This window comes from Mesorhizobium sp. 10J20-29, assembly GCF_054130485.1.
On record NZ_CP199156.1, the window covers coordinates 1,781,041 to 1,794,155 of the forward strand.

Annotated in this window: 12 protein-coding genes; 9 read left to right on the plus strand and 3 right to left on the minus strand. The window is 63.4% G+C overall.

What is annotated here, in order from left to right; all coding sequences use genetic code 11:
* Window positions 1-76 precede the first annotated feature (76 nt).
* Complete coding sequence (gene qhpR / locus ACT2BZ_RS08495) at window positions 77-976, plus strand: AraC-like transcriptional regulator QhpR (RefSeq protein ID WP_457940446.1); 900 nt, start codon at window positions 77-79, stop codon at window positions 974-976.
* An 18-nt stretch (window positions 977-994) separates the two neighbouring features.
* Here qhpR and ACT2BZ_RS08500 read toward each other — a convergent pair whose 3' ends face one another.
* Window positions 995-1,918: a proline iminopeptidase-family hydrolase gene (locus tag ACT2BZ_RS08500; protein WP_457940448.1), complete on the minus strand. Its 924-nt coding sequence runs from the start codon at window positions 1,916-1,918 to the stop codon at window positions 995-997.
* 80 nt (window positions 1,919-1,998) lie between these two features.
* Window positions 1,999-2,760, minus strand: a complete 762-nt coding sequence (locus tag ACT2BZ_RS08505; protein ID WP_457940449.1) for a LuxR family transcriptional regulator — start codon at window positions 2,758-2,760, stop codon at window positions 1,999-2,001.
* Window positions 2,761-2,873: 113 nt separating this feature from the next.
* On the opposite strand from ACT2BZ_RS08505, the gene ACT2BZ_RS08510 reads away from it, so the two are divergent.
* From ACT2BZ_RS08510 to ACT2BZ_RS08530, 5 genes are read left to right on the plus strand one after another with little or no spacing between them, the layout of a single operon-like run.
* On the plus strand, window positions 2,874-3,764 hold the full coding sequence (locus ACT2BZ_RS08510; protein WP_457940450.1) for a proline iminopeptidase-family hydrolase: 891 nt from the start codon (window positions 2,874-2,876) through the stop codon (window positions 3,762-3,764).
* A gap of 51 nt (window positions 3,765-3,815) precedes the next feature.
* On the plus strand, window positions 3,816-4,754 hold the full coding sequence (locus tag ACT2BZ_RS08515; RefSeq protein ID WP_457940451.1) for an ABC transporter permease: 939 nt from the start codon (window positions 3,816-3,818) through the stop codon (window positions 4,752-4,754).
* A complete protein-coding gene (locus ACT2BZ_RS08520) occupies window positions 4,751-5,602 on the plus strand; it encodes an ABC transporter permease (protein ID WP_457940453.1) in 852 nt (283 codons plus the stop codon). Before ACT2BZ_RS08515 ends, ACT2BZ_RS08520 begins: the two co-directional genes overlap by 4 nt.
* A complete protein-coding gene (locus ACT2BZ_RS08525) occupies window positions 5,599-7,326 on the plus strand; it encodes a dipeptide ABC transporter ATP-binding protein (RefSeq protein WP_457940454.1) in 1,728 nt (575 codons plus the stop codon). Before ACT2BZ_RS08520 ends, ACT2BZ_RS08525 begins: the two co-directional genes overlap by 4 nt.
* Window positions 7,327-7,348: 22 nt before the next feature.
* Window positions 7,349-8,863, plus strand: a complete 1,515-nt coding sequence (locus ACT2BZ_RS08530; RefSeq protein ID WP_457940455.1) for an ABC transporter substrate-binding protein — start codon at window positions 7,349-7,351, stop codon at window positions 8,861-8,863.
* Window positions 8,864-8,949: 86 nt separating this feature from the next.
* Here the strand turns inward: ACT2BZ_RS08530 and ACT2BZ_RS08535 are convergent, their stop codons facing one another.
* Complete coding sequence (locus ACT2BZ_RS08535) at window positions 8,950-9,750, minus strand: response regulator transcription factor (protein WP_457940456.1); 801 nt, start codon at window positions 9,748-9,750, stop codon at window positions 8,950-8,952.
* 154 nt (window positions 9,751-9,904) lie between these two features.
* On the opposite strand from ACT2BZ_RS08535, the gene ACT2BZ_RS08540 reads away from it, so the two are divergent.
* From ACT2BZ_RS08540 to ACT2BZ_RS08550, 3 genes are read left to right on the plus strand one after another with little or no spacing between them, the layout of a single operon-like run.
* Window positions 9,905-11,035: an ABC transporter ATP-binding protein gene (locus tag ACT2BZ_RS08540; RefSeq protein WP_457940457.1), complete on the plus strand. Its 1,131-nt coding sequence runs from the start codon at window positions 9,905-9,907 to the stop codon at window positions 11,033-11,035.
* A 45-nt stretch (window positions 11,036-11,080) separates the two neighbouring features.
* A complete protein-coding gene (locus tag ACT2BZ_RS08545) occupies window positions 11,081-12,238 on the plus strand; it encodes an ABC transporter substrate-binding protein (protein ID WP_457940459.1) in 1,158 nt (385 codons plus the stop codon).
* A gap of 19 nt (window positions 12,239-12,257) precedes the next feature.
* Window positions 12,258-13,115, plus strand: a complete 858-nt coding sequence (locus ACT2BZ_RS08550; RefSeq protein ID WP_457940460.1) for an ABC transporter permease — start codon at window positions 12,258-12,260, stop codon at window positions 13,113-13,115.

Sequence of the window (13,115 nt, forward strand, 5' to 3'; positions counted from 1 at the left end):
CGGGCTCACCGAGTTTGTCAGGGCTCAGGGCGGCGACGTTGACGCGGTTTTCGGCCGTTGCGGGGTCGCACCCGAAATGACAGTCGCGCCAACCCTGCAATTGCCGCTCGCCACTTTCTGCGCGCTGTTCGAGGAGGCCGCGCGCGACACAGGCTGCGACAACTTCGGCCTGTGGTTCGGACAACAGTTCCAGCCGCGCGACCTTGGCATGTGGGGCTATGCGGCTCTGTCGTCGCCGACGCTCGGCTCGGCGCTGGAAAACCTCGTCGGCCTGTTCCGCTACCAGCAGAGTTCCTCGACCATGTGTATCGTGCGGGAGGATGAGCGGCGCGTCAGGCTCGATTACCAGATTCACACGCCTGCAATCGTTGCGAGACGACAGGATGCCGAGCTGTCGCTCGGACAGTTCGTCAACCTGATCAGGGAATGCTGCGGCCGGACCTGGGCGCCCATCGAGATCCAGTTCGAACATCCGCAGCCCGTCGAGTGGCGCCAGCATGAGACTGCGTTCGGCGCTCCGGTTTTCTTCGGCTGCGACAGCAATTCGATCGTATTCGATCCCGCGCTCCTGGACAGGCCGATGCCGGGGCGCGACCTCAAGCTGCTGACGATGATGCAGACCTGTCTCGAACTGCTCGGATCTCCGGAACGGGCCGAGTCGCTGGTCGACCGTGTGCACGGCGCAGTGCGCCGGCGTCTGCCCGACGGGGCGCCAACGCTGGAGAAGGTCGCCGATGATCTGCATCTCGCCCCAAGCGCCATCCGCCGGGCACTTGCAGACGAGGGCTTGGGATTTCGCCAGGCGATCGACGCGATACGCTTCGACATGGCGCGGCATTACCTGGCGCAGCGCCATCTGCCGCTCAGCGAAATCGCCCTGCTGCTCGGCTATTCCGAACTATCGGCCTTCACCCGCGCCTTCAGCCGATGGGCCGGAACCTCACCGCGCGGTTATCGCAGCGTCATTGGCGGCTAGATCTGTCGACGGGCCAACTCAACCCGGTCCGCCGGAGCCTGCCTCGATACCCGCCAGAAAGTCTGACACCACCGACATGCAGGCTGCCCTCTCCTCGACATGCGGCATGTGGCTCGAACTCTCGAACACCACTGCACGGCAGCCGGGCACGCGCTCTGCATAGGGCCGGATGACCTCGGGCGTCGCCTCGTCGAACCTGCCGGAGATCAGGAGCGTCGGCGCTTCGACAAGCGGCAGCCGGTCTTCGATCGTCCAGTCTCTCAGCGTTCCGATCACGTGAAATTCCGTCGGTCCGTTCATGTTGCGATAGACAGTGTTGTCCTCGTCCATGATCGCAAAAGTCTTCGCCACCTCCGGCGGCCAGGGCACGACGCGGCAGACATGCCGGTCGTAGAACACGCGGGACGCGGCAATGTATTCGGGATCGGTGATGGTGCCGGCATTCTCGTGCCGCAGCAGCGTGTCCTGAACATCCTGCGGCAGCTCGTGCCGCAGGCGGTTGGCCTCCGCCACCCAGGTCCGCATGTTGGCAGGCGAGTTGGCGATGACCAGTGCCTTCAGGCCGGATGGGCGGCGAACGGCATGTTCCGAGCCAAGCATCCCGCCCCATGACTGGCCGAGAAGCGCATATCTGTCCCCGATGCCGAGGTGCTCGAGCAAATTGTCCAGCTCGGCCAGGAACAGCGACACGGTCCAGAAGTCTGCACCCTTGTCAGGCAGCCGCGTCGAGTTGCCGTTGCCAAGCTGGTCGTAGTGGATGACGGCGCGCCCATCGAGAGCGGCAATGTCCTTGAATGAATCGACGTAGTCGTGGGTGCAGCCCGGTCCGCCATGCACCACGACCAGGGGCAGTTTGCCCGACTGGAGCGTCCCTGTGATGCGGTACCAGGTCTGGTAATCCCGGAACGGGGCGAAGCCTTCTTTCGTGAGCGGCATGGACATCTCCTTCCCAGGGACATCCGGCAGCATAGGGCGCAGGCAATCACGCCGCATCCTATCAAAAATCATAGGTGAGCCTGGCTCTACCCTTCAAGCAGGCGGTAGTGCGTCGCCGAGACCGCGGCCTGGGTACGATTCTTCGCGCCGAGTTTGCGCGTCGCCGCAGCCAGATGCATGACGACGGTCGGAACGGAACGGTCAATGACGCGGGATATTTCCTTGGCCGACAGACCCTGCGACGACAGGCGCAGGCACTCACGCTCGCGCTCCGTCAGAGGCGCAACGTTGGGCCGCAGCGCCGACTGGTCGAAATGCTCGAAGGCACACTCGTGGAAAATCTGGGCAAGGAACCCGAAGTCGGCCAGGTAGCGCGCTTCGCGTGCGAACTCGACCTCCCGGCCAAAGCCTATGCCGTTCAGGGTCGCGTAACCGCCCCCCGGCAGATGGATCGGAATGGTAACCCCGTTGGTCCGGTCGCATTTGCGCATGTAGCGGACGACCGGTTCGGAATCCTCGGTAAGGAATTCCCTGATCTGCGTATCGGCCTCCTTGTCGAACTTCCAGAAGAACGGGACCGACGTGCGCGCGGCCGCCTTCTGGATGGGATCGATGCGCCCATAGCCTCGCTCGCACCAGTATTCGTGCATGTCGTCGGCCATGTTCCGCGACATCAGCAGCGATGGCACCATGATCGATCCATCGAGGTCGAACGGCACGGGAGTGTAGTCGTAGACGAGCGCGTCGAAGCCGAGTGACCGCAGCAGGGCGAAGGCCTCGTCGACGCAGGCGTCCAGCGTCTTGTGAGACGCGAAACAGTCTCTGATGGCGTCAACCCTGTCCATCATGCCCCTACTCCCACGGTGTCGAAAAACGCTACCCTATCACTTCTTATAGCTAACATAGCCGGCGTGGTCCGTTAATATGCCGGAGCCCGATTACCCGGCTGATGGAGTTGCCCGTGTGGCGTGAGATGCAAGCCGACGACCGCGTCGAGGTCAAGGTCGATGGGTTCAAGGTCGTTGCCTATAGCTTTGGCAGCGGCAGCGAGACCGTATTCTGCCTGAATGGCGGCCCCGGCCTGCCATGCGACTATCTGCGTGAATCCCATTCCTGCCTGGTCGACCAGGGCTATCGCGTCGTCGCCTTCGATCAGCTTGGGACCGGCGCGTCTGACCGGCCCACGGAAAAGGGGCTGTGGACGATTGCCCGCTATGTCGAGGAAACAGAAACGGTCCGCAAGGCCCTGGGTCTCGGCAAGGTCCATATGCTCGGCCACTCCTGGGGTGGCTGGCTCGCCATCGACTATGCCCTGACCTATCAGGAAAATCTGCAGACGCTGATCCTCGAGGACACCGTTGCCGACATGCCGCATCTCATCTTGGAACTTGAACGGCTGCGCGCCGCGCTCGGGCCGGAGACGGTGGCGATGATGCAGAGGCACGAGGCGGAAGGCACGTTCGACCATCCCGAATACGCCGCTGCCGTAACCATTCTCAACTACCGTCACGTTTGCCGGCTGCAGGAGTGGCCGGCCCCGGTCAATCGCTCGCTCAATGACTGGAACATGGGGCCCTACACGACCATGCAGGGCCCCAACGAGTTCCTCTATGTCGGCAACCTCAAGGACTGGAACCGGGTGCCGGACCTGCCAAGGATCAAGGTCCCCGTTCTGATCACCCATGGCGAGCACGACGAGTTGACGCCGGCCTGTGGACTTCGGATGAAGCTTGGCCTGCCGAATGCCGAAATCAGGATCATTTCGAACGCCAGCCACATGCCCTTTTATGAGAACCCATCCGAATACTATCCAATCCTGACAGACTTCCTGTCGAGGCACAGGGCCGGCTGATGCCCATGCGAACGCCGCTGCTCGACACTTCGCGACGAGCCCCGGATCGTCATGCACCGGTATAAGTTCGTCCTCTATCGGCCGCTGCAATTCCTGCCGGTGCTGTTCGGCATCAGCATCATCACCTTCGTACTCGTGCGCCTCATTCCAGGCGATCCTGCCCGCGTCCTGCTCGGCTCACGCGCGACGCCCACCGCCATCGCCAACATCCGTGCCCAATACGGGCTCGATGAGCCGATCTGGACGCAGTATTTCTACTTCATTGCCAATCTCGGCCAGGGCGAGATGGGCAAGTCCATCCTCTACAAGATCGACGTTCTGCGGCTCATCGCGACAAGGCTGGAGCCGACCTTGGCGCTTGTGCTGTCGAGCGTGCTTCTGTCGGTTCTCATCGCCGTGCCGCTGTCGGCCATTGCCGCGCGCAACCAGGGCCGTGCGCCCGACCAGATCGTTCGCATCGTCTCCACCCTCGGCATCGGCTTCCCGGCCTTCTGGCTGGCGCTGATGCTGATCATCCTGTTCAGCGTCAGGCTCGACATCTTCCCGGTGTCCGGATACGGCAACAGCCTCGGCGACAAGCTCTACCATCTGGCCTTGCCCAGCCTCACGGTTGCGCTGTCGCTCTCGGCGGTGCTGACCAGAAGCCTGCGCGGTGCGATGGTTCAGGCATTGAAGTCGGACGTCGCCACGGCAGCGAGAGCGCGTGGTATGCCGGAAAGCACCGTATTCTGGCGCCATGTCCTACCCAACTCGCTGGTGCCGACAGTCAATCTGCTCGCCGTCAACATCGGCTGGCTGATCGGCGGCACGGTTGTGGTGGAAAGCGTGTTTGCGCTGCCGGGCATGGGGCAGCTGCTGGTTCGGGCAATCTTCTCGCGCGACTACATGGTGGTCCAGGGTGTGGCGATGGTCTTTGCCTGCTCCACCGTCCTCGTGAACTTCCTGGCAGATATCGTCACCGTTGCCCTGGATCCGAGGGTAAAGCAGTGATCCGGCAGGCCACCCGCACATTCCAGCTTCCATGGCGCCGGATCTTCGGGGGTCGGGCAACGCTCGTCGCCGGGGTCCTCGTCCTCGGCCTGTTCGTCGGCATGGCGATATTCGCGCCGCTGGTCGCGCCCTATGATCCGATCTTCCAGGACACGACGGCGCGCCTTGTGGAGCCGTCCTGGCTGCACCCCTTCGGCACCGACAATTTCGGACGCGACGTTTTTTCGCGGGTGATCTGGGGCGCTCGCATCGACCTGCAGATTGCCGTGATCGGCGTTGCCTTCCCCTTCATCATCGGCACGACGCTTGGCACCATCGCCGGCTTCTTCGGCGGCATCGTCGACATCATCTTCATGCGGCTTGTCGATGTCGTGCTGGCCTTTCCTTTCCTGGTCCTGATGCTGTCGATCATCGCCATTCTCGGGCCGGGGCTGAGCAGCTTCTACATCGCCATGGCACTTGTCGGATGGGTCTCCTATGCCCGGCTGATACGGGCCCAGATCCTGGTACTGAAGAACGCCGACTACGCTGTCGCTGCCGTCAGCCTCGGATTCAGCCGAACCCGCATCATGTTCCGGCATCTGCTGCCCAACGCGGTGGCCGGTTCCGTGGTCTTTGTCATGTCCGACGCTGTCCTGGTGCTGCTGAACGGCGCGGCGATCAGCTATCTCGGGCTGGGCGTGCAGCCCCCGCTGGCCGAGTGGGGCATCATGGTCGCCGAAGGCCAGTCCTTCATTACCACCGCCTGGTGGATCACGCTGTTTCCGGGTCTGTCGATCGTGTTGCTCGCATTCGGCTTCAGCTTGCTCGGCGATGCGGTCAGCGACGTTCTGGGTGTCACGGAATGAGCGCGCCGCAGCTTTCTGTCCGGGATCTGAGCGTGGCCGTCGAGGACGGGCCCGGCCAAAGGCTCCTGCTCGATCGGGTCTCCCTCGATCTCGGCAGCGGCGAGATCCTGGGGCTTGTCGGCGAAAGCGGTTCGGGCAAGAGCTTGTTCTGCAGGGCGCTGATGCGTCTTCTGCCGTCCACCAAACTCTCGATCACCCATGGCTCGATACTGCTCGAAGGCCGCGACCTGGTGACCGCCGATGAGGCTGAAATGCTCAAGGTTCGCGGCGGATCCATCGGCATGATTTTCCAGAACCCGACCAGTCATCTCGACCCGGTCATGTCAGTCGGCGACCAGATCGCCGAAGGCATTCGCTACCACCAGGGTCTCAACCGGCGCGACGCCCGCGCCGCCGCCGTCGAAATCTTGGCGCAGGTTGGCTTCCCGAATCCCGACCGGCAATATGACGGTTATCCGCACGAATTTTCCGGCGGCATGCGCCAGCGCGCCATGATCGGTGTGGCCCTGTCCAGCAATCCGAAGATCCTCGTCGCCGACGAGCCTACCACCGCGCTCGACGTCACCATCCAGGCGCAGATCCTGCGGCTGCTGATGGATGTTCGCGACAGGCGCGGCCTGTCGATCATCCTGATCAGCCACGATCTTGGCGTCGTGGCGCAGACCTGCGACCGCATCGCCGTCATGCGCGACGGCAAGCTGGTCGAGCAGGGTGACAAGCGCAAGCTACTCGAGGCGCCGACGCACCCATATACCAAGTCGCTGATCCAGAGCCATCCGTCGATGCCGGGCGAGGCCGCAAGCGAGATTCCGGAGACTGTGGTGGCTGAACCGTCGTCGTCCAGGCCATTGCTCGAGATCGACGATCTGCATGTCCGCTTCACCGGAGGGGGGGGGCTGTTCGGCAGGGGCGCGCAGACAGTTGCCGCGGTCAAGGGCGTCAGCCTGCGCGTCATGCCTGGCGAGACCGTTGGCATCGTTGGCGAGTCCGGCAGCGGCAAGAGCACGCTGGCCCGCGCCATCCTCGGCCTGACGCCACTGTCCTCTGGGCGCGTCAGCTTCGATGGTTCCGATCTGACAACGGACCGTGCCGCCGCCCTGGCAAAGCTGCATGGCGAAGCAGCGATGGTCTTCCAGGATCCCTACAACGCACTTAATCCGCGGCTCACCATCGGCGACATGCTATCCGAAGTGCTGCGCGTGCAGGGCAAGGCGAGTGACACCGACATCGCCACGCGCGTCGGCGAGCTGCTCGATCTGGTCGGGCTGGAGCGGGAATTTGCCAGCCGCAAGCCGCGCAGCATGAGCGGCGGCCAATGCCAGCGCGCCGGCATCGCAAGGGCGCTGGCTGTCGATCCGCGCATGATCATCGCCGACGAATGTGTCGCCGCTCTCGATGTCACCATCCAGGCGCAGATCATCGACCTGTTTCGTGAACTGACGGCCAGCATGTCGCTGACCGTGCTCTTCATCGCCCACGACCTCGCAATCGTGCGCAATCTGTGTGAGCGCGTGGTCGTGATGTATCGCGGCGAGATCGTCGAGGAGGGGCTCTGTGCGGACGTCTTTGCGCGTCCCAGGCACGCCTATACGGCGGCCCTGATACAGGCCATCCCCGACATCGACCCCGACAAGCCATTGGGAGGAGGAGCGGCGTTGAAACTCGATGCCGTGACGCAGCAAGGCCATTCGTCAGGCCACCCACTTACCGCAGTCAACCAGTAGCAAAAGAAGAAGGGAACATACGATGCTAAAGAAATGGATGAGAATCGGCTTGGTCAGCGCCATGGCCAGCCTTACGGTCGGCGCCAGCATTGCCGAAGCAGCCGGCGTGCTGACGATCGGCCGGCGCGAAGATTCGACGACGTTCGACCCGATCAAGACAGCCCAGAACATCGACTTCTGGGTTTTCTCGAATGTCTATGACGTGCTCGTGCGCGTCGACAAGAGCGGCTCCAAGCTGGAACCCGGCCTGGCCGAAAGCTGGACGGTTTCCGAGGACGGCCTTACCTACACGCTGAAGATTCGCGATGCGAAGTTTTCGGACGGTTCGCCGCTGACGGCTGCCGACGCTGCTTTCAGCCTGCTGCGCATCCGCGACGACGAAGGCTCGCTGTGGAGCGATTCCTACACCGTCATCGACACTGCCGAGGCCACCGACGATCGCACGCTGGTGATCAAGCTGAAGACACCTTCGGCTCCCTTCCTGTCCACCCTGGCCATGCCGGGAGCATCCATCCTGTCGAAGGCGGGCATGGAGTCCCTCGGGGCCGAGGCCTATGCGGAAAACCCGATCGCATCGGGCGCCTTCACGCTCAAGGAATGGCGTCGCGGTGACCGTGTTATCCTGGCGAAGAACCCGAACTTCTGGGAAGCTGATCGCGTGCAGCTCGATGGCGTGGAGTGGATTTCGGTCCCCGACGACAACACCCGCATGCTCAACGTCCAGGCCGGCGAACTCGACGCGGCGATCTTCGTGCCGTTCTCGCGGGTCGCGGAGCTCAAGAAGGACTCCAACCTAATCGTCCACACCGATCCCTCCACGCGCGAAGATCACCTGCTGATCAACCACGAGAAGGGTGCGCTGGGCAAAAAGGAAGTCCGGCAGGCGCTCGACATGGCGATCGACAAGCAGGCCATCATCGACACCGTCACCTTCGGCCTTGGCGAAGTCGCCAATTCCTTCGTCCCCAAGGGCGCTCTCTATTATTATGCGGACAACCTGCGGCGTCCCTACGATCCGGAGAAGGCCAAGCAGATGCTGGCCGACGCCGGCGCCTCCGACCTGACGCTGAACTATGTCGTTCGTGCCGGTGACGAAATCGTCGAACAGACCGCGGTCCTGCTGCAGCAGCAGCTGGCCAAGGCCGGCGTTACCGTCAACATCCAGAAGGTCGACCCCAGCCAGGAATGGGACATGCTCGTCGATGGCAATTATGATGTCGGCGTCAACTACTGGACAAACGACATTCTCGACCCCGACCAGAAGACCACCTTCGTGGTCGGGCACGACACCAACATGAACTACATGACGCGTTATCAGAACGACACGGTGAAGGACCTTGTCGCTGCGGCCCGTATCGAAATGGATCCGGTCAAGCGCGAAGCGATGTATGTCGACATCCAGAAGATGGCCAAGGACGACGTCAACTGGATCGACCTCTACTACAGCCCGTTCATCAACGTATCGCGTTCCAACATCGAGAATTTCGACCAGAACCCGCTCGGTCGCTTCTTCCTCGAGGATACCGTCAAGAACTAGGGTTATGGCCGACGGGCGTCGCGTCATGCGGCGCCCGTCGGCACCATTGTCGCGGAGCCGGGACCGCTCTTGCCCGGAGGCGCGGTTCAAACCGCGCGCAGGTCCGACAGCGAGCGGATGAACTGCGCGAACAGCTCACCCTGCGAATTGATGCCAAGCTTGGTGTAGATGTTCTTGCGGTGAATGCGCACGGTGCCCGGCGCTATGCCGAGGATGTGCCCGATGGCCGCCGAGGAATGGCCCTTCAGGACATATTCCACGACGTCGCGCTCGCGCCGGGTCAGCACCGATCTCCCGAAGCTGCTGAAGGCGCTGTCGATCGTGCTCTGGATGATGGAGAGGCCCGGCCCGGGCGCCGCATCGAAGCTTTGGTGCAGGTCCCTCCAGTGGCGCGCGACGAAGGAACTGACGACCGGGTGGGCGTCGCGCAACTGGCGGAATTCCTTCGCCGAGAAGGCCGGGTGCCGGCTCGAGCGCATCAGCGAGACGACCACCATGACCGAGCCGGGCAGCGCGGCAATGTAGCCGATCTCCTCGGACAGGCCGGTCTGCGCATAATAGGATCTGAAATACTCGCCCTGGAAGAATCGGTCTGGCGCCAGGCTGCGCAACCGGTAGAGATCCGGCTGCACCCGGCGGGCACAGGCGAGATAGAGCGGATCGAGCAGGTAGGGGCCGTCCTGGTAGATATCGACCATGACCCGTCGCTTGCCGGCCGGAAAATCGTCATGCAGGTCGATCGGCCGCGCCTCGCCCCGATAGGCGAAGGTCACCGAATAGTCGAAGTCGGCCAGGGTCCTGAGGGCGGCGACCAGCGCGCCCGCAAACGCGTCGGTGTCGAGCGCGCCGACCAGCCTGCCGATCGCCGTATTCCATTCGGCCGTCATGCACGCCAGGCCCTCCGCACGGCCGCCTATCCCAAAATGCATATGCCTTGCGTCCTATATACAGAAAAGCGACCGACTGAATAGATTTGCTACCGGTCGGTATAGGCGGGCTCGCCGCTCCGACTGTTGCAGGATCGACGGGGAACCAGTGCAGATGGCGGAAGACGCAGCCCGCAAGCCCATTGCCGTTTTCCGGGGCGTCAGCAAGTTCTTCGGCGAAGTGGCCGCCGCGAGCGACATCTCGCTCGAAGTTGCGGCCGGCGAATTCCTGTCCTTTCTCGGACCGTCCGGCTGCGGCAAGACGACGGCGCTGCGCATGATCGCAGGCTTCGAGCAGCCGAGCGAGGGCGACGTCTTCCTCGACGGCGTGCGGGTGAACGACATCCCCGCCTACCGGCGACCGGTCAACATGGTGTTCCAGAGCTACGCGCTGTTCCCGCACCTCAACGTCTGGCGCAACGTGGCCTACGGCCTGCTGCAGCGTTCGCCGCGGTCGTCGCGCGCCGACATCGACCGCAGCGTGGCGCGCGTGCTCGACCTCGTCCAGCTGAACGGCTTCGAGACGCGCCGGACTTGGGAAATGTCGGGCGGCCAGCAGCAGCGCGTCGCCCTGGCGCGGGCGCTGATCAACGAGCCGAAGGTGCTGCTGCTAGACGAGCCTCTGGCCGCGCTCGACCGCAAGCTGCGCCGAGAGATGCAGATCGAGCTGCAGAACCTGCAGCGGCGGGTCGGCATCACCTTCATCCTGGTCACCCACGACCAGGAAGAGGCGCTGTCGATGAGCGACCGGGTCTGCATCATGCGGCAGGGCAGGATCGTCCAGATCGGAAAGCCAACCGATCTCTACGACCGGCCCGCCAGCCGTTACGTCGCCGATTTCGTCGGCAAGTCGAACTTCTTTCCCGGCACCGTCGGCGAGGTTGCTGCCGATAGCGCCCAGGTGACGGTGGCGAGCGGAGTCAGCCTCCCGGTCAACAGGTTCGGCGAAAACATGCAGCTCGCGAAAGGCGACAGCGTCGTGCTGGCGGTGCGGCCGGAACAGATCCTGCTCACCAGAAGCGCGGAGTCGTTGCCGCAGGACAGCGTGGTCAGGGTCGAAAGCCGCGTGCTGAACCGCATCTTTCTGGGCGAACACACCGAATATCTGCTGAGCAGTGAAGGGCTCGGCGAATTCGCGGCACTGGCACCGCGCCAGAGCGAACTTGTCGAAAGTCCGTTCGAGACGGGAGAGATCGTCACGGCGGGCTTTCGGGCGGAGGCGGCGCAGGCGCTTGCCGCCGACTGACTAGCAGACGGAAACAAGGCGTGCACTCAAACAAAGGGGAAGACCATGTCGAAGGATACAAAACCCATCTCACGTGAGAAATTCATCGAGGAACTGCTGCGCTACCGGAAGGGTTCGGTGTCGCGGCGCCATTTCCTGGGCGTCACCGGCCTCGGACTGGCGACGGCGGTGCTGGGCAGCGCCATGCCCGGACTGCGTCCGCGCCCCGCTTACGCTGCCGGCGAGCTCGGCGACACGCTCAATTTCACGACCTGGCCGAACTACTTCGCGCAGGCCAATCTCGACCAGTTCACCAAGGATACCGGGGTCAACATCAACGTCGCGGTGTTCGGCTCCAACGAGGAAATGCTGGCCAAGCTGCAGGCCGGCGGCACCGGCTGGGACGTTTTCGTGCCGACCAACTACACGATCTCGACCTATCAGTCCCTCGACCTGATCGAGCCGCTCGATCTGGCGCAGGTGCCCAATTTCGACGAGAGCACGCAGGAGGCGCGCTTCATCGGCGAGGCCAAGATCGGCGGACAGATCTACGCGCTGCCGAAGAACTGGGGAACCACAGGCTACGTCGTCAACACCGACAAGGTGAAGGGCGAGATGACCAGCTGGCGCCATTTCTGGGACCGCACCCGCGACGACCTCTCGGGCCGGGTGATGGTGCACGACTACCAGCTGACGACCATCGGCAACGCGCTGAAATATTTCGGCTATTCGTTCAATTCGGTTGATCCGAACGAACTGGCCGAGGCCGAGAAGCTGCTGATCGAAGCCAAGCCGCATCTGTTCGCCATCAACTCGGACTACCAGCCCGGCATGCGCGCGGGCGATGCCTGGCTGTCGGTCGCCTGGACCGGCGACGCCTCCCAGCTGAAGCGCGACATGCCCGAGATCGACTATGTGCTTGGCACCGAGGGCGGCGAGATCTGGACCGATTTCTACGCCATCCCGAAGGGCGCGCAGAACCGTCCGGCCGCCTATGCCTTCATCAATTACATGCTGGATCCCGAGGTGAACGCGCGCGAGGTCTTGGCGCACGGCTATCCGAGCACGGACTCCAAGACCAACGCCCTGCTGCCGCAGGAGGTGCTGACCGACCCGATCCTTTACCCGGCGCAGGAACTGCTGAGCGCACTCGAGTTCGGCGCCGCGGCGACGCTGACCGATCCGCTGCGGGCGGAACTCATGGCCCGCTTCAAGTCGGCCTGACGGGGCGCGGGCGACGGGCATGGCTCTGCGACGGCAAAAGGGCGTAACAGCGCTGCTGGTGGGACCGGCGGCGGCGTTCTTCCTGTTGCTTCTCGTGCTGCCGCTCGTCGTCGTCGTGATCTACAGCTTCGGGGAGCGGGGGCCGGCCGGTGGCTATACCCCCGCTTTCACCTTCGACAACTATCTCAATATCGCCTCGCGCGGACAGGCCTTCCTCAACACGCTGATGATGGCGCCGCTGGGCACCCTGCTGTGCGCGCTGGTCGCCTACCCGATGGCCTACTACCTGGCCGTAAAGGCGCCGGCGCGCTGGCGCGTGATGCTGCTCGTGCTGATCATCGTGCCGTTCTGGGCCAGCCAGCTGCTGCGCATCTACGCCTGGCTGCTGATACTGGGCAACCGCGGCATCCCCTCGCTCCTGGAACTGGTCGGGCTGGAGGATGTGCGGTTGGTCAACACCCGCTTCGCCGTACTGCTCGGCATGGTCTACGGCTACCTGCCGCTGATGATCTTTCCGATTTATGTCAGCCTCGAGAAGCTCGACAAGCGGCTGCTGGAGGCCTCGGCCGATCTCGGTGCGGGCGCGTGGAGGACTTTCCGGCAAGTCACGCTTCCGCTGTCGCTGCCGGGCGTGGCGACCGGCTCGCTGCTGGTGTTCATCCTGCTGATGGGCGAATTCATCATCCCCGCGCTGCTCGGCGGCGGCAAGGTCTTCTTCATCGGTAATGCCCTGGTCGACCTGTTCCTGCAGTCGCGCAACTGGCCCTTCGGCGCCGCGGTAGCGGTATCGATCGTCGCGATCATGCTGGCCACGATCGCGGTCTACATGCGCTTCCTGCTCGGCAGGAACCAGTTGCGCCAAGAAGCGCTGATCTGA

Excerpts from the sequence above, each read along its gene's own strand:
- ACT2BZ_RS08550 (WP_457940460.1), top strand. The coding sequence starts at position 12,258 with ATGGCTCTGCGACGGCAAAAGGGCGTAACAGCGCTGCTGGTGGGACCG.
- ACT2BZ_RS08535 (WP_457940456.1), bottom strand. The coding sequence starts at position 9,750 with ATGACGGCCGAATGGAATACGGCGATCGGCAGGCTGGTCGGCGCGCTC.
- ACT2BZ_RS08525 (WP_457940454.1), top strand. The coding sequence starts at position 5,599 with ATGAGCGCGCCGCAGCTTTCTGTCCGGGATCTGAGCGTGGCCGTCGAG.
- ACT2BZ_RS08505 (WP_457940449.1), bottom strand. The coding sequence starts at position 2,760 with ATGATGGACAGGGTTGACGCCATCAGAGACTGTTTCGCGTCTCACAAG.
- ACT2BZ_RS08530 (WP_457940455.1), top strand. The coding sequence starts at position 7,349 with ATGCTAAAGAAATGGATGAGAATCGGCTTGGTCAGCGCCATGGCCAGC.
- qhpR (WP_457940446.1), top strand. The coding sequence starts at position 77 with ATGACAGTCGCGCCAACCCTGCAATTGCCGCTCGCCACTTTCTGCGCG.
- ACT2BZ_RS08515 (WP_457940451.1), top strand. The coding sequence starts at position 3,816 with ATGCACCGGTATAAGTTCGTCCTCTATCGGCCGCTGCAATTCCTGCCG.
- ACT2BZ_RS08540 (WP_457940457.1), top strand. The coding sequence starts at position 9,905 with ATGGCGGAAGACGCAGCCCGCAAGCCCATTGCCGTTTTCCGGGGCGTC.
- ACT2BZ_RS08500 (WP_457940448.1), bottom strand. The coding sequence starts at position 1,918 with ATGTCCATGCCGCTCACGAAAGAAGGCTTCGCCCCGTTCCGGGATTAC.
- ACT2BZ_RS08545 (WP_457940459.1), top strand. The coding sequence starts at position 11,081 with ATGTCGAAGGATACAAAACCCATCTCACGTGAGAAATTCATCGAGGAA.